The organism is Labrys sp. LIt4 (assembly GCF_017813775.1).
Taxonomy (GTDB): Bacteria; Pseudomonadota; Alphaproteobacteria; order Rhizobiales; family Labraceae; genus Labrys; species Labrys okinawensis_A.
This window is the reverse complement of record NZ_JAGIPY010000008.1, coordinates 195,162-215,006: the sequence shown is the minus strand read 5'-3', so window position 1 is coordinate 215,006 and position 19,845 is coordinate 195,162. Positions and strand designations below refer to the sequence as shown.

Genomic DNA, 19,845 nt, shown 5'->3' with positions numbered 1-19,845 from the left:
TTTCTTTAAGTCGAGCGTCATTGCGAGCGAAGCGAAGCAATCCAGCTCGGCGCGGCGCGGCCCCCGTGGATTGCTTCGCTTCGCTCGTAATGACGAGTTCGATCAGCGGGAAGCTTCGAGCCGATGCCGGAAAACCGTGCTTCAGCTCTGCATGGCCTCCTGCTGGGCCTGGATCACAGTGGTCTTGGCCAGAGTCCGCTCTTCGGTACGGGCCAGGGCTTCCTCGCTGAAGATGCGGAAACCGAGATCAGGGCGGTAGCCGTGGATCTCGTGCACGTCCAGCGCCGACATGAACTGGAGGATCTCCATGCTGATGACCTGGCCGGGCACCAGGATGGGAAAGCCCGGCGGGTAGGGTATCACGAACAGGGCCGAGACCAGTTCGCGCCCCGCCTGGATCGCCCGCGAGGCCTCCATCATGTTCACGTACTCGCAATTGCTGTCGTCATAGGACAGGAAGAAGGCGCTGCGGATATCGCCATTGCGGGTCTGGGTATTGCTGGCGAGATTGTCGCCGCGGAAAGCCCGATGGAAGCTGGAAAAGTCCGGCAGCGGCGGATGTTCAAGCGTCAGAGAACGCACCTTCTTGGCATGGATGCGCCGCTCGATGCTGCTCATGTCTGCCGCGCGGCGGTCGAGATCCCGGGCGATCTTGACCAGCACCTCGATCAGATAGGCCACCGCCGAACGTGTCGAACCGATATTGGTCATGAACAACACGGTGTTTCGGGAGGTCTTGTTGATCTGGATGCCGTATTTGTCCATCAGCTCCTTGTTCTTGAAAGTGTCGCCGTCGAGACCGGTGGCGCCGATCGCCAGCGTCGCCCGGGTCGGGTCGAGCGCGAACTCGTCGGTGCGCCACGCCAGCTCGAAATTGTTCCAGCCCGTCTCCTCGTTGAAATAGCTTTCGACACCGGATTCCCGGTGCTGTAGCGGCACGAGGTCGCCGACGGCCAGGAAGCGGAAGTAACGCTTGAGCAGGGGATGGGCCTGCACCTGGTCGCGCAGGTTCATGGCGAGCTCGAGCTGGCGCTGCACGAGCTCGTAGCCCTCCAGTTCCACCTGCCTCCGCCCGACATCGAGGGAAGCCAGGATCTGGTAGTTGGGCGAGGTCGAGGTATGGGTCATATAGGCTTCGTGGAAAGCCTCTTCCGCCTTGTCGCGGAAATCCTGATCCCAGACATGGATCATCGAGCCCTGGCGCAGGGCCGTCAGGGTCTTGTGCGTGGAATGGGTGGCATAGGCGCGTATGCGCACCTTGTCGGGATCCGGGACCAATCGCCGTTCGAGCAGCGCCTCCTCGTCGTCCCAATCGACGCTGGCCGAGAACTCCTCATAATGCTTGGCGTAGGCCGGATCCTTGAACATCTCGGCAAGGCGCGCCGCCGTCGCCATGGCCGTGCGCGGACGATAGACGGGATGGCAGCGCGCGAACGCAAACCAGGCCTCGTCCCACAGGAAGACCAGATCGGGCTTGATCGCCAGACATTCCAGCATGACGCGCTCGACGTCGTAGACGATGCCGTCGAAGGTGCAGTTGGTCAAAAGCACCATGCGGACGCGATCGAGCGTGCCGGCCCGCTTGAAGCTCAGCAGCTGCTGCTTGATATGGCGGATCGGCACCGCGCCATACATCGAATATTGATCGAGCGGATAGGAATCGAGGTAGGCGACCTGCGCGCCCGCCAGCACCAGGCCGTAATGATGCGACTTATGGCAGTTGCGGTCGACCAGCACGATGTCGTCGGGCCGCACCAGGGCCTGCACCACGATCTTGTTGCAGGTCGAGGTGCCGTTGGTGGCGAAATAGGTGCGCCGGGCGCCGAAGGCACGCGCCGCGTGTTCCTGGGCGATCTTGAGAGGGCCGACCGGATCGAGCAGTGAATCCAGGCCGCCCGATGTCGCCGAGGTCTCGGCCATGAACAGGTTCATGCCGTAGAATTGCGAGAGATCGCCGATCCAGCTCGAATTGAGGATCGCCTTGCCACGGGCCAGGGGCAGGGCATGGAACACGCCCGTCGGCTGCTTGGCATAATCGCGCAGGGCATCGAAGAAGGGGGTGTGGTAGCGCTCGCCGACGCCTTGCATGATGGCGCCGTAGAGCTCGACATGGTCCTCTTCGCCGAAGAAGATGCGCTTGAATACTTCGCCCGCCGTCGCCGCGATGTCCTCCACCTTCATGTCGGTGACGAGATAGAGGTCGAGCTCCGGGCGCAAGCGCGCGATCTGGCGGCCGAGCAGGGGCCCTCGCTCGAATTCGGGTATGGTTTCGATGCCGTCCTGAACGCCGTCAAGGAAGCGGCGCAGCATGTCGTCGCTATAGATCGAGCGGAAGGGAAAGCCGTGGCGGATCACCACCGCCTGCAGATTGAAGTTCACCAGGGTGGCGATCAGGGCGTCTTCGAAACTGGGCACGATGACGATGTCGAAGATGAACTCGTCCTCGGCATGGCGCTTGCGCTGAACGCGCCGGCGCAGCGCGGCCTCCTCGCTCGCCGACATCTCGTCGACGATGAGCACCTCGAAATAAGGGCGCGACAATTGGGCCTGGCGTTCGCTTTCGGTCTCGATCTGGGAGGGTAGTTCGCCATCGCCATCGAGGGAGCTCGCCTCATGCCGATAGGTCCGGGCTACCAGCACGCGATGGATGCGGCGCGCTGTCTGATGCGCACGCGCCAGTTCACCCCGTTCGATCCAGCTGCAGAGATCGGCGAAAACCCTTCCACCCGGAAAGGCCCAATAGCTTTCGATCGGCGCCAGGGCGGCGATCAGCTCGCCGATATGGGTCAGGCGGGACTGGCGTTCGGGATGATCAGGCGGGAGGGCCACCAATCGGCTCAGATCGTCGACAAGGCCGATCCAGCTTTCCGAGCGCATTTCCCATACGCTCCGATGACGGCTCAGCGAATTCTTGCTTTTGTCGAACGAGATCCCGGCATTCATATATTCCTCCAACGCCTTATCGTTATATTTTGTGATTTCTTCGCGAGAGGTGATCGCGGACATCATAGGTTGGTCTTCCGAAGGAAAGGCTTGAAAGTGCTTCATACACATTCCTTCAGGCAACCGCCGCGCTCGTCACGCATCGTCGAAGATACTGATCGGCTCAATGTCGAATCTGTCGGCCAATTCTCCCCAGATCTCCTGATGCCCACAGGCAGATTACAGTCACAGGGATGTCGCACAAGCGGATTTCAACGGGCACTGGAGCTATTTCCAAGGAGACGGCGGGCCGTTCCATTCATCTTCCCCATAGGCAGGTATCATTGGATGGCGGGATAAAGGCGAGCCACCCTCAGGCATCCGACCTGCCGTGGGCATTCGCCCATGCGCCTGCCTTTCAAGGCGCTTGGAAACACGCAGGCGGAGGGCATCACCGTTGCTCTCCTCCATCGTTTGACGCATTCCGAGGGTTCTTCGATGAGTATCTCCATTCCATTTTCAGCCATATTGTTCGATGCTTACGGCACGTTGCTCGATCTCGGCTTCATTACCGAGAGGGCAGAACAGGCTTTTCCCGGTCACGGCGCCCAGCTCTCCGCGCTCTGGCGCGACAAGCAGCTCAACTACACATGGCTGCGTACGATCGCCGGTCACTATACCGATTTCGCGACTGTCACGGCCGACGCCCTGGACTATTCGATCGAGCGGCTCGCCCTGACCGCGTCTCCGCAAAGCCGGGACGAATTGCTGGCGGCCTATTGCTCCTTGCCGAGCTTTCCCGAAGCCTCCGCGGCCCTGACCCATCTCAGGCACAAGGGTCTGCGGCTCGGCGTCCTTTCGAATGGCACGCCGGCCATGCTCGAGGCCGCCTTGCGGTCATCGGGCCTTGATGGCCTCTTCGACGACGTCCTCAGTGTCGACGCGGCCGGCTGCTACAAGACGGCGAGAGCTGCCTACCAGCTGGGCCCGGACCGCCTGAACCTGCCACCCGAGCGCATCCTCTTCGTCTCGTCGAATGGCTGGGATATCTGCGGCGCAACCTGGTTCGGCTATCGCACCTTTTGGGTGAACCGTGCCGGCCACCCTCCTGAAAGACTGGGTGTTTCTCCCAATGCCACGGGTAGAAGCCTGATGGATCTCATGCCCCTGTTCGTTTAACCCGGATTGGGGGCGGGCCTGGTGTCTTCCACCGGCCGCTGGGGCTTGACACTCCAGCGGCGATGAAGGCGCGACAGCATCAGATAGATCACCGGCGTGGTATAGAGCGTGAGGATCTGGCTGACGATCAGGCCGCCGACGATGGTGACGCCGAGCGGGCGGCGCAGTTCCGTGCCGGGGCCGGTCGCCAGGATCAGGGGCAGGGCGCCCAGAATAGCGGCGAGGGTGGTCATCAGGATTGGCCGGAATCGCACCAGGCAGGCCTCGAAGATGGCATCCCTGGCGCTGAGATTGCGGTCCCGTTCGGCTTCCAGGGCGAAATCCACCAGCATGATGCCATTCTTCTTGACGATGCCGATCAGCAGGATGATGCCGATGAAGGCGACGATCGTCAGTTCCATATTGGCGAAATGCAGGGCAAGCAGCCCTCCCAATCCGGCCGAAGGCAGGGTCGAGAGGATGGTGAGCGGATGCGCCAGGCTCTCATAGAGCACGCCGAGCACGATGTAGACCGCCAGCAAGGCGGCCAGGATCAGCAAGGGCTGGCTTGATCCGGCTTGGGCCGCCTGCTTGGCATCGCCGGCAAATTCCCCCCTGATCTCGGCGGGCAGGTGCATGCCGGCGACCGCCCCCTCGATGGCCTCCGAGGCTTCCTGGATCTTGGTGCCCGGCGCGAGATTGTAGGACAGGGTAATGGCTGGATATTGTCCCTGGTGGTTGACTTGCTGCGGCGCTAACCCGCGTTCCACCGAGGCAACCGCCGAAAGCGGCACCAGGCCCGACCGGCCGGGCACGTAGAGGCCGGTCATGTCGCTGGGATCGCGGCTTTGTTCGGGGGAGGCGGCAAGCACCACGCGATACTGGTTGCGCTGGGTGTAGATCGTCGAGATCTGCCGCTGCGAAAAGGCATTGTTGAGGGCGCTGTCGATGGACGTGATGGCCACACCGAGACGCGCCGCCGCCTCGCGGTCGATGACAAGTTTGGCTTGCAACCCGTTGCGCTGCCTATCGGAATTTACATCGGTCAAACCCGGTACGGTCTTCAGCCTCTCCATCACCTTCGGGGCCCATTCGACCAGGAGGTCGGCATCACCGGACCAAAGCGTGTACTGATATTGTGACTGGGACTGACGCCCGCCCGCCGACACATCCTGCGGCGAGAACATGAAGACGTTCAGTCCGGCCACCGCTCGCACGCTCTTGCGCAACTGCGCGATGACATCCTCCGTGGGCGGACGCTGGTCCGGAGGGAGCAAGGAAATGCTGAGCTGGCCGGAATTGGTGCCGCCAAAGGGGCTCGAGCCGATGGAGGAGCCCACGCCGGTGACGTAGGGATTGCGCTGGATGATCGCCGCGACCTCGCGCTGCCAGGCTACCACCGCTTCGTAGGAGGCATCTGACGATGCTTGAGAAAAACCTTGAATGAAGCCGCCATCATCCTGAGGAACCAGGGATTTCGGCAGGGCGTAATAGAGCCATGCGGTTCCGAACACCGTGGCGAAGATCACCAGCAGCGTCAGGAAGCCGTGATTGAGCACACCGCGCAGGCTGGCGCCGTAGAGGCTCACCACCCGCCGCAGTGCGCCCTCGATCGCGCGGTCGAACAGTCCCCGCCTGGCCTCGATGCCGTCATGGCCGCGATGGGCCAGGATCATCGGGGTCAGGGTGAGGGAGATCGCGGTGGAGGCGATCACCGCAAAAGCCAGCGTCATTGCGAATTCGAACAGGAACTTGCCGGTAATTCCTCCGGCAAAGAGCAAGGGAATGAAAACGGCCAGGAGCGAAAGGCTGATCGAGACCACGGTAAAGCCGATCTGCCGGGCGCCCTCGATGGCGGCCTGCAGCGGCGGCAGGCCGGCCTCTCGTTTGGCATGCACATTCTCGACCATGACGATGGCGTCGTCGACGACGAAACCGACCGAGACGACCAGCGCCATCAGGGAGAGATTGTCGATGGAAAAATCGGCAAGCCACATAGCGCCGAAGGTGGCGGCCAGCGAAAGCGGCACGGTGACACCCGCCGCCAGGACCGGCGTAGTGCGGCGAAGAAAGACGAAGACGACAAGCACGACCAGGATGACCGAAGCCATCAGCGTCCATTGCATGTCGTCGACGCTGGCGCGGATCGTGGTGGTCCGGTCGGTCAGGATGTCGATGTCGATGCCGGCCGGAATTCGTGTCTTCAAAACCGGCAATAACGCCTTGATAGCGTTCACGGTATCGATGACGTTGCCATTGGCTTCCTTGGTGATGTTGAGCAGGATCGCCGGCTTGCCGTTATAGGTTGCGCTGGAGTTGAGGTTGCGGACACCGCGCTCCACCGTGGCGATGTCGCCAAGCCGCACGGCGGTGCCGTTGCCGGCCCGGATGATGATGGAGGCATAATCCTCGGGGGCCGACATCTGGCTCCCGGTATCGAGCGCCATGACGATGTCGGGGCCATCCAGCGAACCGAGGGGGCTGATGGCGTTGGCCGCCACGATCGCCTGGCGCACCGCCTCCATCGACAGGCCCATGGCAGAAACGCGATCGGGGTTGAGTGTGACCCGGATTGCCGGCTGATCGGCCCCGCTGACCGCGACCTCGCCGACCCCCTCGACCTGGGAGATGCGCTGCACGATCACGCTGTCGGCGGCATCGAACATGTCGCTGGCATCGACCGTGTCGGAAGTCATCGCCAGGATCAGGATCGGACGGGCATTCGGGTTGAACTTGCGGAAGGAGGGCGCCGTCGACAAGTCCGACGGAAGGTCGGAGGCTGCGGCATTGATGGCCGCCTGCACATCCTGGGCCGCGCTGTCGACGTTCCGCGAAATATCGAACTGGATGATGATGAGGGTGGAGCCGAGGGACGAGCGCGAGGTGATCTCGGTCACCCCCGCGATCGACCCCAGCTTGCGTTCGAGCGGCGCTGCGACACTGGCAGCCATGGTCGACGGGTCGGCGCCAGGACGGCTCGCCGTCACCACGATGGTCGGCAGGTCGATGGCAGGCAGGCTCGAGACCGGCAATTGGCGATAGGCGGCGAGCCCCACCAGCAGGAGCCCCATCGCCAGCAGGATGGTGCCGATCGGCCTGCGGATGAAGGGCTCCGAGATGCTCATGTCTGCGGCATCGCCTGCGGCTTGCGGGCAAAGCGCTCACGCAGCCGCTCGAAGCCGAGATAGATCACCGGCGTGGTGTAGAGCGTCAGCAGCTGGCTGAGCAGCAAACCGCCGATGATGGTGATGCCGAGCGGTATGCGCAGTTCCGATCCCATGCCGTGGCCGAGCGCCAGGGGCAGGGCGCCGAACAGGGCGGCCAGGGTGGTCATCATGATGGGGCGGAAGCGCAGGGCGGATGCGGTGACGATCGCCTCATGCGGATCCAGGCCCTGCTCGCGCTGCGCCTCGATGGCGAAGTCGATCATCATGATGGCGTTCTTCTTCACGATGCCCATCAGGAGCACGATGCCGATCAGCGCGATGAGCGAAAGCTCGTGGCCGGTATATTCGAGCGCGAGCAGGGCGCCGACGCCGGCCGATGGCAGTGTCGAGAGGATCGTCACCGGATGGATCGCGCTCTCATAGAGGACGCCCAGCACGATATAGATGGTGATCACCGCCGCCAGGATCAGCCAGGGCTGGTTGGCGAGCGAGGAGGAGAACTCCGCCGCGTCGCCGGTGAAGCGGGTGGAGATCGACGCCGGCATGCCGATCGCGGCCTGTGCCTTGCGGATCGCGGCGACGGCGTCGCTGAGCGAGGCTCCATGAGCGACATCGAAACTGATGGTCGCCGAAGGGAACTGATCGTCGTGCTCGACCACCAGCGGCGCCGTCTCATGACGGATGCTGGTGAAGGCGCTGAGGGGAACCTGGTTGTCGGTGGCGCCCGATGCTGTCGGTATGTTGGTTGCCGTACCGCTGGCACCGACCGTCCCCGCGGTGGGATTGGTGGTGGTGGCAAGCCCCGACGTGCTGGCGGAACTGGCAACATAGATCCGGCTGAGCACGCTCGGTCCCACCTGGTCGTCCGGCCCCGCTTCCAGGATGACGCGATATTGGTTGGCCTGCGCATAGATGGTGGCGATCTGGCGCTGGCCGAAAGCGTTGTTCAGGGCGTTGGAGACGTCTTGCATGGAGACGCCGAGACGGGACGCCGTGTCCCGGTCGACATCCACGAACAGCTTGGCACCGCCATTCTGCACTTCCGAGGTGACGTCGCGCATCACGCCGGAGCGTTCGAGTTCGGCGGCCAACTGATCGGCCCAGCGATCGACGTCGCCCGCATCGGTTCCGGTCAGCGTATATTGGTAGGGCGCCCGGCCGGCCCGGGCGGTGATGCGGATATCCTGCACGCTCTGATAGGTCACGCGCAGGCCTGGCAGCCGGTTGGTCTGCGCCTGCAGGCGCTGAATGATATCCGTGGCGTCCGCCTTGCGCGCGCTGCGCGGCTTGAGCACCAGGGAGAGCGAGCCGGTATTGGAGGTCAGATTGCTCCCGGAGACGCCGATGCTCGCCACAGTGGAGAGGATATCGGGGTCTTTGCGGGCAATGTCGGCAATGGTCGCCTGGGCCTTCTTCATGGCATCGAAGGAGGCGGTCGGCTCAGCCTGGATCACAGCCGTGATCAGCCCGGTATCCTGCTGGGGCAGGAAGCCCTTGGGCATGGCGATATAGAGCCAGATCGTGGTCGCCAGCGTGCCGAGCGTCAGAAGCAGCATCAGGAAGCCATGGCGCAACGTCCACACGAGGCTGGCTCGATAGCCGCGGATGACGGTGTCGAAGCCGCGGTCGATCCAATCCAGCAGCCCCTTGCGTTCGCCATGGCCCGATTTGAGCAGGCGCGCGCACATCATCGGCGTCAAGGTCAGCGAGATCACGGCCGAGACCACCACGGCAATGGTCAGGGTCAGGGCGAATTCGCGGAACATGCGCCCGACGATACCGGTCATGAACAGCAGAGGAATGAAGACGGCGATCAGCGACACGGTCAGCGAAATGATGGTGAAGCCGATTTCCTTGGCGCCCTTGAGCGCGGCATCGAAAGGCTTCTCCCCTTCCTCGATGTGCCGCACGATGTTCTCGATCATCACGATGGCATCGTCGACCACGAAACCGGCGCCGATGGTGAGCGCCATCAGCGAGAGATTGTCGAGACTGAAGCCGCAGAACCACATGACGCCGAAGGAAGCGATCAGCGAGAGCGGCAGCGCGACGCCGGCGATGATGGTGGCGCGCAGGGTCCTGAGAAAGATGAAGACGACGAGGATCACCAGGCCGACGCTGAGGGCCAGCGTCATCTCCACTTCGTCGATCGAGGCCTGGATGGTCTGGGTGCGATCGTTGACGACCTCGAGCGAAACATCGGCCGGCAGGCTGCGGCGAAGCTCGGGCAGCGCCGCCAGCACGCTGTTCACCGTGGCGATCACATTGGCGCCCGGCTGGCGCATGATGTCGATCACCACTGCCGGCTGGCCGTTGTAATAGGCGCCCACGCGTGCGTTCTCCAGGCCCTCGACCACATTGGCGATGTCCTTGAGCCGCACGGGAGCGCTGTTGCGGTAGGCGATCACCACGTCGGCGAAGGCATCGGCCGCGCTGATCTGGTCATTCGCCGCGATCGTATAGGACTGGGCCGCGCCGTTGAGCGAACCCTTGGCGCCGGCAACGGTCGAAGTGGTGATGGCGAGCCTGATGTCCTCCAGGCCGAGGCCATAGGCAGCAGCCCGGGCCAGGTTGACCTGCACCCGCAAGGCCGGGCGTACGCCCCCCTGCACGTCGACATGGCCGACGCCGCTGACTTCGGCGAAACGCTGGGCCAGCAGGGTATCGGCCATGTCGGACAGGTTGCGGATGGTCTGCGTCTTCGAGCGCAGCGCCAGCGTCAGGATCGGCGTATCGGCCGGGTTCACCTTGGCATAGCTCGGCGGATAGGGCAGTCCCGAGGGCAGGGTGGAGGCCGAGGCATTGATCGCCGCCTGCACGTCCTGGGCCGCCCCGTCGATGTCGCGATCGAGATTGAACTGCAGCGTGATCTGGCTGATGCCGAAAGCCGAGGACGACACCATGGTCGCAATCGACGGGATCTGACCGAGATTGCGCTCCAAGGGCGCCGTCACCAGTTTTGCCATGGTTTCCGGTTCGGCCCCCGGCAACTGGGTGGTGATCTGGATGGTCGGGAAATCGACCTGGGGCAGGGGGGCGATCGGCAGGGCAAAATAACCGAGCAGCCCCCCCAGCAGCACGGCGATGCCGAGCAGCGAAGTGGCGATCGGCCGAAGGATGAAGGGGGCCGATACCCCGTTCATGGCGCTGGCGCTGCGCCGCCGCCCTGCTGGCGACGATGCCCTTTGCGTTGCGGCTGGCCATCCCCACCCTCGGCCTTTCCGCCGGTCTCGGGCGTGGCAGCGGGCGTACCCAGGCCTTCGTCGTCGTCCTCGGCCGGCACGGCTCCCGGCTTGGAAACCTCGACCTTGGCGCCGTCGCTCAACCTGGCGAAGCCGGTGGTGATGATCTTCTCGCCATTCTTCAGGCCGCTATCGACCACAACCTGCTCATCGCCTTGCTGGCTGACGGTGACCGGACGCATCTTGGCGGTGCTGTCATCACCGAGCACATAGACGAAGGTACCGTTGGGACCACGCTGGATTGCGGCGGTCGGCGCAACCACGACGCCTGCCAGTGTTCTCACCTTGAGCTTGGCGTTTACGAACGCGCCCGGCCACAACCCCAGCGTATCGTTGGGAAAAATGGCCTTGAGCTGAATCGTGCCAGTGCTGGCATCCACCTCGTTGTTGATGACTTCGAGCTTGCCCGTGTCGATCAGGACCTTGCTGTCGCCGCGAAGAGCCTCGACCTGCAGCGGCTCCTTGCCGCTGGCCGGGGCGATCTCGGCCAAGGCCTGTTGCGGCACCGAGAACAGCACGGCGATGGGCTTGAGCTGCGTCAGCGTGACCAGGCCCGTGCTGCCCGATGCCTGGACGACATTCCCCACATCCACATTGCGAATACCGGCGCGGCCGTCGATCGGCGCGGTAATGGTGGTGTAGGCCAGGGTTGCCCGCGCGCTGGCAATGGCTGCGTCGTCGGATTTGAGCTGCGCCTCGTATTGCGCCACGGTGGCGCGCTGCGTATCGGCTGTCTGCCGGGTTACCGAATTGCTGGCGGCCAGGCCGACATAGCGTTCGAGGTCGCGCCTGGCATTATCGAGCAGGGCTTGGTCCTGGGCTCTCTTGGCGATGGCCTGGTCCAGCGCAGCCTTGTAGGTCGAATCGTCGATGCGGGCGATCACGTCCCCCTTTTTGACGTCCTGCCCCTCCCGAAAAGGCATGTCGACGATCTGTCCGCTGACCTGGGGCGTGATCGTCACGGTATTGTAGGCCTTCACAGTGCCGACCCCGTAGAGATAGACCGGCACGTCGGCCGTCTTGGCCTCGGCAATCAGCACGGGCAGGGGGCCGCCATCGAAGCTGCCGCGGCGCCCGCGGCGCCCGCCGCCCGCCCTCGATACCGCGGGCGTACCCTGGCCCGCGCCCTCGGCCGGCGGCAGATAGGCCTGCAGCCATGGCGGAGCCGAGGCGCGCCAGCGGTCGCGCGTCACATAGGCCGCCCCAATTCCGGCAGCCAGCAGAACGGCCAATGTCGCGAGGCTGCGCGAAAATCTGGGCATTTCAACTCACTCGAATCGGCAACGGGCGCGAGCAGGGTTTCGCATCACCACGAACGCCCTAGTTTTGCGGCATTTGCGCGGCGGATGCGGTCCAGCCGCCGCCTAAAGCCTGATGCAGGCTGATCAACGCCTGCAGACGCAGCAGCTTGACCTGTATCAGCGTGTCCTGGGCGTTGAAGAGGGTTTGTTCGGTCTGCAACACGGTGACCAGATCGACCGTGCCTTCGCGCAATTGCTGCTCGGAGATGCTGTAGGCCTTGCGCGAACTTATCACCACGGCCTGCTGCAACGCCTCCTGGCGGGCGTATTGGCGCACGGCCGCCAAGGCGTTCTCGACATCGACGAACGCCTGCACCACCGTCTTGCGATAGGCCGCGACCTGGGCGCTCTGCACGCCGTTGGCCCGTTCGACATTGCCGCGCAGGGTTCCGCCATCGAAAATGGGTTGTGTCAGGCCTGCCGCGATCGAATAGAAACCCGAGGCCGGGTTGAACAGGCTCTTGAGCGCAGCACTCTGCACGCCGCCTTGGCCGGTCAGGGAAATCGAGGGGAATTGGGCGGCTCGCGCCGACAAGGCATCCTGATGGGACGCCATCAGACTGGCTTCTGCGGCCGCGATATCGGGCCGGCGCGTCAGCAATTGCGAGGGAAGTCCTGCCGCGACGACCGGCACGCGCAAACGTCCCAGGCCGCCGCCCTTGATGTCTACCAAGGCGGGAGGCTTGCCGACCAGGAGGGCGACAGCGGCCTTGTTCTGCGCTACCGACAGTTCGAGGGGCGGGATGCTGGCGCGCTGCTGGTCGAGCAGGCTCTGCTGCTGGGCGACCTGCAGCGACGTCGCCGTCCCGGCTTTGAGCTGGTTGTTGATCAGCGCCATGATCCGGCTCGCACTGGCGACGTTCTCGCGCGCAATGCGCAATCGATCCTGCGCTGCAAGGATGGAGAAATAGGCATCCGCCACGTTGGCGATCGCCGTCAGCTCCACGGTATCGCGGTCGAAGCGACTTGCCGCCTCGCTCGACCTGGCACTGGCCAGGGCCTGGCTGTTCTTGCCCCAGAAATCGATCTCGTAGCTGGCGCTCGCCGACAAGCCATAGGTGGCGCGACCGCGCCCGACGCGCCCCGTCGCAGAGGCAGCACGGGCTCGCTGCGCCGAGACGTCGCCGTCGATCTGGGGAAACAGCGGCGCCCTGGCGATCGTAATGCCCGCCTGCGCCTGTTCGATATTGGCGATGGCGGTCGCGATGTCGAGATTGCCCATCTGCGCCTGAGCGACCAGTGCCGTCAGCTCGGGGGAGCCGAAACTGCGCCACCAATCCGTCCGCAGCGGCTCGGACGGCTTGGCTTTCGCAGCCTGGTCGTAGGCGCTCGGCACGGCAATCGCGAGATTGAGCGGGCGAACATCGGCGCAACCCGCCAGGATCGCCGTAAGCCCGGTCAACGTACCGACTGCCATTGCTGAAGTACGCATCTGACGAAGAGAAAACTTCACGATGGAGCCTTCAAAAAGGGGCGATCCAGCGAAACTAGGGCAGGAATCACCAACATGCCAAACACATAGCCAAGTCACTGGCCTTGTGCGAGCGACGCGGGAGCCCCTGTTTGCTGTCGAGCGCCATTCCTCGATTCCTTTCCGCCATCCGTCCGGCCTCAAACTGGCGGGGTGACTATGGCAGCACCGTGTTTGCCGGGGTCGTTCTGCTCTGTAAAGTTGTGTGAAGTGAACTTTTTTGCCGGCAATCGAACAGTGCTCGCCTGCACTGGTTAACTGCCCTTTTCTTACTGATTTTGCTCAGGAAATATTGGCTTCACCGCAGCGGCTACGACGCCTGGGTCAGTGTCCTGGTGCCGCATGGGCCCGTCCGGGGGCTTTCAATTTGTCAGATCTTGCGCTATCGGCTGTTTACGGTTTGGAAACCCTGCCGCAATTTGGACGCAATGTCAGGGCGTCTTTATGGCGAAATTCGGGGAATTTCATAACCGGACACGAAGTGCAGAACGGCTTCGTGCTTCGAAATGAAACAGCAGGTTGCGTTCGTACTGCGCCCCGCCATGTCGTGTTGACACGCCATGGCCGCACGCAGACCACGGCGCCTCTTTGCTCCATAAGAAGGGTTCTGAGATGGCGGAAAACCTCTCGGCTGTTCCAAATTGCGTCGAGTTGCGTATTTCCGACACTTCATCTCCTTCCCGGGTATCCGGAGCGGTCGCCAAGGCGACCATTGCCCTTGTTGGCTGCGCCGCATTGGCCAGCTGCGCAGCGCCCAATCAGGCCTACGCCCCCAAGCCTGCCACCACGCAGGTTGCCGCCGCCACAAGCACGACCGTGGTGCCCCCGCCTGCCGGCATGCGCGTTGCCACCCCTCCCGTCCGCAGCAAGAACGGCACGGACAAACCCTATGCCATCGGCGGCAAGCGCTATGTGCCGGCAAGCCATGATTCCAAATACACCGCCGTCGGCCTGGCATCCTGGTACGGTCCGGGCTTCAACGGCCGCAAGACGGCCGTGGGCGAGCGCTTCGACATGATGGGCCTTTCGGCCGCACACAAGACCATGCCGCTGCCGAGCTATGCTCGCGTCACCAATCTGAGCAATGGCACCTCGATCGTCGTTCGTGTGAACGATCGTGGCCCCTATGTGCATGGCCGCCTGATCGACCTGTCGAGCCGGGCCGCCGACCTGCTGCAATTCAAGGGCTCAGGTGTGGGGCGGGTGAAGGTCGAATATGTGGGTCGCGCCCCCGAATCCGGGTCCGACAACAAGATGCTGATGGCGACCTTGCGGACCGATGGCACGCCGGCACCGCTGCCGGCCGGTGTCTCCAACACAATGGTTGCCGACGCGGCGCCGCCGACGCGCCCCACCGCGACACCGATCCTGCCGGTCCAGCCGGTGACGCAGGTCGCTTCGGCAACCGAAGCCAAGCCCTCCAGGCTCGCAACCCCCGAGATCAAGCCAGTGGTGGTGCCGCCGGTCATCGCCCAGGCCGATCCGATGGATCCGCCGGTTGCAACGACCGAAGTGGCTGGCCTCAGCAACATGGCGTTCACGCCGCTGCCCCCCTCGCGCCCGCGCAGTTCAGATGGTGTCCTGGGCAAGGTGCCGGCCGGTTCGATCGGTCAGGTTAACCTGGCGAAGGCCAAGGCCCCGGACGCTTCGGTGGAGCCCGCCATGGCCGTGCAGCCGACAGCCCAGGCCTTTGCCGCGACACCGGCTCATGCGCCTGCGGTTCTGGTGCCGACCCCGCCGGTCACCGCTTCGATGGCAGGTCAATAGGCTAAAACGCCAGTCATACGAAAAATCAAAAAGCTCGCACAAGCCTTTGTGCGAGCTTCTTTTTTGGGGGATGGAGCAATTCCCGCCGGTGCGCGGGCAAGCGGTGCGGGCGGGCCATGAAACCTGCAGCGAAGTGGTCGAATGAGGCGCTTCAATCGCCCTTTGCCAGAGGCAGATCCGGCCGAGCTCCCCATTCGGCCCAGGACCCGTCATAGATGCCTTGGACCGGTTTGCCGACGGCATCGAAAGCCAGGGCCAGAATGGCAGCCGACACGCCCGAGCCACAACTCGTCACCAACGGCTTCTGGGTATCGATGCCGGCAGCCTTCATCGCGTTGTGGATCGCCTCGGGAGAGGCCAGGCGGCCGTTTTCGACAACAGCAGCATAGGGCAGGTTACGGGCGCCCGGCATGTGACCCGGCCGTACACCCGGACGCGGTTCCGGCGCGTCGCCGCGGAAGCGCTCGGCGGGCCGAGCATCGACGATTTCCGCACTGCCTTCCGCCAAGGCTGCCTGGACTTCGCCGACACTCTTTACCTGGCTGCCGTCGAAACGCGCGGTGAAGCGAGCCGGCACCGGATGCGGCTCACCAGTTTCGATCGGACGGTTCTCGACCTGCCAAAGCGGAAAGCCGCCGTCGAGGATAGAGACCTTGGATGCACCGAAGATCCGGAAGGTCCACCAGACCCGTGGGGCGGAGAACAAACCCGCACCGTCATAGACGACGATATGCTTGTTCTCGCTGATGCCGAGGGCGCCGACGGCTGCAGAGAAAACCTCGGGACCTGGGAGCATGTGAGGCAGCCCGCTGCTCGCATCGACGATCTTGTCGATATCGAAGAAGACGGCACCGGGAATATGGGCAGCCAGATATTCCGCATGGCCATTGCGATTGGCCGCCGGCAAATGCCATGAGCCATCGACGATCGCCAAATTCTCGTCGCCGAGATGCGCGGCCAGCCAGGCCGTGGAAACCAGATGGGGAGAGGAGGTCATGGTGTATTCCTATGCCTTCTTGCGGGTTTTCTTGCCGGTAAGCCGGTCTAGAGCCAGCTTGGCTTTCTCATGCCCCTGGGCTGCAGCTTTGCGATACCAGGCGATGGCGTCCTTCTTGCTGGCGCGGGTCCCGCGCCCTTCCTCATAGAAAACACCGAGATTGAACTGGGCGACCGGTTCGTCCTGCTCGGCCGCCAGCTTGAACCATTTCAATGCCTCGGCTTCGTCCTTGGGCGCACCGGTACCATCGGCGAGCTGCACGGCAAGATTGGTCTGGGATGGAATGTAACCGTCCTCGGCAGCCTGCCGATACAGCGAAACCGCCACGGCCGGATCCTTTGGCACGCCCTTGCCCTCGGCATAGAACAACGCCAGATTGTGCCGGGCTGCGTTGTACCCCTTGTCCGCGGCCTTGGCATACCATTTGGCCGCCTCGGCCGGCTCGGGAGACAGGCCCACCCCCTCGTCATAGGCATAACCGAGCTCCATCTGGGCCGAGCTCAGGCCCTGTCGCGCTGCCTTGGTGTACCAGACCACGGCAAGGGTCGCATTCTTCTCGACACCATCTCCCTTGGCATAGCGCCGAGCGAGTTCATATTGCCCGTTGGCGCTGCCGGCCGCCGCAGCCTTGCGATAATAGTCGATGGCAGCGGCAGTGTCGGCTTCGACGCCGTTGCCTTGTTCGTAGAGGCCCCCTAAATTGTAGGCAGCTTCGCCGTCGCCATGCTCGAAGGCCTTGCGATAGAGAGTCAGAGCCTGCTCGAGACTCTGTTCGACGCCGTCGCCTCTCAGATAAAGGCCGGCCAGATTGTTCTGGCAGCCGCTTTCGCCGGCATCGGCGCCCTTCCTGTACCATGCCACGGCCACCGCAAGATCCGGTTCCACGCCATGGCCTTCCTCGTAGAGATTACCCAGGTTGAGGAACGCTCGTTTCTCGCCGAGGTCGACGGCCTTGAGGTAGGACTGGCGCGCCTTCTCATACAGCCCGGCCGCCTCCAGGGACCGCCCGAGCATATAGGCAAACCGGCCTTCCTGCGGCCGCTCGGCCAAGGCCTGCTCACAAGCCGGGATCGCCTTGGCGTGATCGATGTCCGCCATGGCGAAACCGGGAGCGAGGGAGAGCGGATCGCTTCCGCCGCGCGAAGCCAAGCGATCACACTCGGTCACTGGCCCGCCGGTGCCGGGTCGGGACCGAGCGGCGATCTCACGCTGGGTACAAGCCAGGTGCCTGGCGTAGGAGCCGGCTCCCGTTTCGACTTTGGTCCGGCCCTCCCCATAGCACGAGCCTTGGATGTCTTCCGGCACCTTGGCCCAGATGTCGTTCAGTTCGACATAGGCCAGCGATTCCCGGTTGAAACAGGCGACCATTTCCGGGCTGTCCAACGTCGCCTTCGGCGGCCGGCCGACTGTATCGAGACAATAGTCGTCGGACCGATAGACCGGGAACATCTCCGCCGAGGCCTGCCCGGCGAGCACTGTCATCAACGTCGCGGCCAGTGCGGCCACGCCTCTACTTCCTGCCATCACGTCCTCAAAAGCCAAACCGTCTACCGCACGAGCCGAATTGCCGGCCGGTCACTCCGGTGCGGCGGCCTTGTCCAGGAACCAGTGGATCGGCCCGGCGGCCTCGACATGGGCCGACGGCAGATCGGCCCCTGCGAAGACCTTTGACAGCGTCTCTCGCTTGTCGGCCCCTGCTGCGAGAAAGGCGACGGCCCGGCTGGAGGCGATGGCCGGGAAGGTCAGGGTCACCCGCGGCACGAACGGGTCCAGGCCGGGATCGGAATGGGTAACCCAGCGATCCCTCACCGTCAGGGCAGGCTTGCCCGGAAAGAGCGAGGCGGTATGCCCGTCGGATCCGACGCCGAGCAGCATGATATCGAAGAGCGGCCGATCCGGATCGAGCGCTTCGGCGCCGTAATAAGCCTTGAGCGCCTGCTCATAGGCCTGCGCCGCCGCCTCGGGCGAGGTCGGTGCGGCGGCGACCTCATGAATGTTCCGCTCGGGTGCCGGGACATGATCGAGCAAGGCGGTCTTCGCCATCAGCGTATTGCGCCTTGCATCGTCGGCGGGCACGATGCGTTCATCGCCCCAGAACCAATGAATGCGTTCGAAGGGCAGGGCGGAGCGCCAGGGATCGCGGGCCAGGCGTTCGTAGAGCCGCTTGGGCGTCGAGCCCCCGGATAGCGCCACTGCGATAGGGCCCGGCCGCCCTTTGAGTTCGGCGACGAACCAGTCGGCCGCTCGGTCGGCCAGGGCGTCGGCATTATCCGAAATGTCGATGATGCGCTCGCTGCTCATGCGATCGGCCGCCAGCTGCGCCCGTCGCGGGCAAGCATGACCTCAGCCGCCGCCGGGCCTTCGGAGCCGGCGGCATAGGTGGCAAGCCCCCGATCACCGGCATTCGCCCAGGCATCGAGGAAGGGTTGCACCGCAGCCCAGCCAGCCTCGACCCCATCGGCACGCTGGAACAGCATGGCGTCGCCGATCATGCAATCATAGATCAGCGTCTCATAGCCCGTGCTCGCGGCCGCCTCGAAATAGTCCTTGTATTTGAAGTCCATGCCGACCCCGGCCAGATCGATCTTGGGGCCCGGCACCTTGGCGTTGAAATGCAGCGTGATGCCTTCTTCCGGCTGGATGTCGAGCACCAGCGTGTTCGGGCCCATGCCGGACAGTGCCGTGTCGCGGAACATGGCGATCGGCGCGTCCTTGAAACGGATCGCCACCTCCGTCTTGCGCTTGGCCAGCGCCTTGCCGGTGCGCAGATAGAAGGGCACGCCCGCCCAGCGCCAATTGTCGATGGCGAATTTGATCGCGGTGTAGGTCGGCGTGACGCTCTTGGGGTTGACGTCCTGAGAGGCGCGATAGGCGGTGATCGGCGTATCCCTGATGATGCCGGGACCGTATTGCGCACGCACCGAGTTCAGGATCGCCTGTTCGGGCGTGTATTGGGTGATTGCCGCCAGGGCCTCGGCCTTTTCCGAACGCACCGAATTGGCCGAATAGCGGGCCGGAGGCTCCATGGCGATTAGCGACAGCAGCTGGCACAGATGGTTTGGCACCATGTCGCGCAGGGCGCCGGTCGCGTCGTAGAAGGCGCCGCGGCGCTCGACCGTGACGGTTTCGGCCACGCTGATCTGGACATGATCGATGTGATCACGGTTCCAGATCGGCTCGAACAGGCCGTTGGCGAAGCGCAGGATCATGATGTTCTGGACCGTCTCCTTGCCCAGATAATGATCCATCCGATAGATCTGGTCTTCGCTCAGCACACTCAGAAGCTGGCGGTTGAGAGCCTGAGCCGAGGCGAGGTCGGTGCCGAAGGGCTTTTCGACGATGACACGCCGCCAGGGCCCACCTTCCACCTCCTGGCTGAGGCCGACCTCCTGCAGGAGGCGGGTGATCGGCGCAAAACCCGAAGGCGGCGTCGCCAGATAGAAGAGGCGATTGCCGCCGGTGTTGCGTCCGCTCTCTACCTTTTCCAGGTGCCGAGCGAGGTCGCGGAAGCTGTCGGGATTGTCGACCTCGGCAACCACGCTGGTGACGCAGGCGAACAATTTGTCGGCGACCGCCTGATCGACGGGCCGGGTGGCGAACTGCTTGAGGCCATCCACCAGGGATTGGCGGAAGACGTCGTCCTCCATAGGCCGACGCACCACGCCGACGATGGCGAAGTTCTCCGGCAGCAGGCCAGTGGCCGCAAGATTATAGAGAGCGGGGACGAGCAGGCGCTTGGTCAGGTCGCCATTGGCGCCGAAGACGACGAAGCAGCAAGGGCCGGCGGCGCCGCCCTTGTTGATGTGGTGGGCATTCATAA

At 63.8% G+C, this 19,845-nt stretch carries 11 protein-coding genes; 2 read left to right on the top strand and 9 right to left on the bottom strand.

Annotated elements, in window-relative coordinates; all coding sequences use genetic code 11:
- Positions 1-141: 141 nt before the first annotated feature.
- Entirely contained in the window at positions 142-2,943 is a 2,802-nt protein-coding gene (locus J8I29_RS16935; protein ID WP_245197079.1) for an ornithine decarboxylase, read from the bottom strand.
- A gap of 477 nt (positions 2,944-3,420) precedes the next feature.
- On the opposite strand from J8I29_RS16935, the gene J8I29_RS16930 reads away from it, so the two are divergent.
- On the top strand, positions 3,421-4,101 hold the full coding sequence (locus J8I29_RS16930) for a haloacid dehalogenase type II (protein ID WP_209432542.1): 681 nt from the start codon (positions 3,421-3,423) through the stop codon (positions 4,099-4,101).
- Here the strand turns inward: J8I29_RS16930 and J8I29_RS16925 are convergent.
- From J8I29_RS16925 to J8I29_RS16910, 4 genes are read right to left on the bottom strand one after another with little or no spacing between them, the layout of a single operon-like run.
- The gene (locus J8I29_RS16925) at positions 4,098-7,205 is read right to left on the bottom strand and encodes an efflux RND transporter permease subunit (protein ID WP_209432541.1); all 3,108 of its coding nucleotides are present in this window, start codon (positions 7,203-7,205) and stop codon (positions 4,098-4,100) included. The two genes, J8I29_RS16930 and J8I29_RS16925, sit on opposite strands and share 4 nt — an antisense overlap.
- Complete coding sequence (locus J8I29_RS16920) at positions 7,202-10,390, bottom strand: efflux RND transporter permease subunit (RefSeq protein WP_209432540.1); 3,189 nt, start codon at positions 10,388-10,390, stop codon at positions 7,202-7,204. The genes J8I29_RS16925 and J8I29_RS16920 overlap by 4 nt, the downstream gene beginning before the upstream one ends.
- Entirely contained in the window at positions 10,387-11,751 is a 1,365-nt protein-coding gene (locus J8I29_RS16915; protein WP_209432539.1) for an efflux RND transporter periplasmic adaptor subunit, read from the bottom strand. Before J8I29_RS16915 ends, J8I29_RS16920 begins: the two co-directional genes overlap by 4 nt.
- Positions 11,752-11,809: 58 nt before the next feature.
- Positions 11,810-13,192, bottom strand: coding sequence for an efflux transporter outer membrane subunit (locus J8I29_RS16910; RefSeq protein WP_209432538.1), 1,383 nt, complete (start codon positions 13,190-13,192; stop codon positions 11,810-11,812).
- Positions 13,193-13,873: 681 nt separating this feature from the next.
- Here J8I29_RS16910 and J8I29_RS16905 point away from each other — a divergent pair.
- Positions 13,874-15,028, top strand: coding sequence for a septal ring lytic transglycosylase RlpA family protein (locus tag J8I29_RS16905; protein WP_245197078.1), 1,155 nt, complete (start codon positions 13,874-13,876; stop codon positions 15,026-15,028).
- A gap of 151 nt (positions 15,029-15,179) precedes the next feature.
- On the opposite strand, the gene sseA is transcribed toward J8I29_RS16905, so the two are convergent.
- The 4 genes from sseA to zwf are packed head-to-tail and all read right to left on the bottom strand — an operon-like array spanning position 15,180 to position 19,843.
- The gene (sseA, locus tag J8I29_RS16900; protein ID WP_209432537.1) at positions 15,180-16,025 is read right to left on the bottom strand and encodes a 3-mercaptopyruvate sulfurtransferase; all 846 of its coding nucleotides are present in this window, start codon (positions 16,023-16,025) and stop codon (positions 15,180-15,182) included.
- Between the two features lie 9 nt (positions 16,026-16,034).
- Entirely contained in the window at positions 16,035-17,549 is a 1,515-nt protein-coding gene (locus J8I29_RS16895) for an SEL1-like repeat protein (RefSeq protein ID WP_209432536.1), read from the bottom strand.
- Positions 17,550-17,600: 51 nt separating this feature from the next.
- Complete coding sequence (gene pgl / locus J8I29_RS16890; RefSeq protein WP_209432535.1) at positions 17,601-18,326, bottom strand: 6-phosphogluconolactonase; 726 nt, start codon at positions 18,324-18,326, stop codon at positions 17,601-17,603.
- Positions 18,323-19,843 (bottom strand): glucose-6-phosphate dehydrogenase, encoded by a 1,521-nt coding sequence (gene zwf / locus J8I29_RS16885; protein ID WP_105863090.1) that lies wholly within the window; start codon positions 19,841-19,843, stop codon positions 18,323-18,325. Before zwf ends, pgl begins: the two co-directional genes overlap by 4 nt.
- Between the last annotated feature and the right edge of the window lie 2 nt (positions 19,844-19,845).

Excerpts from the sequence above, each read along its gene's own strand:
- J8I29_RS16920 (WP_209432540.1), bottom strand. The coding sequence starts at position 10,390 with ATGAACGGGGTATCGGCCCCCTTCATCCTTCGGCCGATCGCCACTTCG.
- J8I29_RS16895 (WP_209432536.1), bottom strand. The coding sequence starts at position 17,549 with ATGGCAGGAAGTAGAGGCGTGGCCGCACTGGCCGCGACGTTGATGACA.
- J8I29_RS16935 (WP_245197079.1), bottom strand. The coding sequence starts at position 2,943 with ATGAATGCCGGGATCTCGTTCGACAAAAGCAAGAATTCGCTGAGCCGT.
- J8I29_RS16925 (WP_209432541.1), bottom strand. The coding sequence starts at position 7,205 with ATGAGCATCTCGGAGCCCTTCATCCGCAGGCCGATCGGCACCATCCTG.
- zwf (WP_105863090.1), bottom strand. The coding sequence starts at position 19,843 with ATGAATGCCCACCACATCAACAAGGGCGGCGCCGCCGGCCCTTGCTGC.
- pgl (WP_209432535.1), bottom strand. The coding sequence starts at position 18,326 with ATGAGCAGCGAGCGCATCATCGACATTTCGGATAATGCCGACGCCCTG.
- J8I29_RS16905 (WP_245197078.1), top strand. The coding sequence starts at position 13,874 with ATGGCGGAAAACCTCTCGGCTGTTCCAAATTGCGTCGAGTTGCGTATT.
- sseA (WP_209432537.1), bottom strand. The coding sequence starts at position 16,025 with ATGACCTCCTCTCCCCATCTGGTTTCCACGGCCTGGCTGGCCGCGCAT.
- J8I29_RS16930 (WP_209432542.1), top strand. The coding sequence starts at position 3,421 with ATGAGTATCTCCATTCCATTTTCAGCCATATTGTTCGATGCTTACGGC.
- J8I29_RS16915 (WP_209432539.1), bottom strand. The coding sequence starts at position 11,751 with ATGCCCAGATTTTCGCGCAGCCTCGCGACATTGGCCGTTCTGCTGGCT.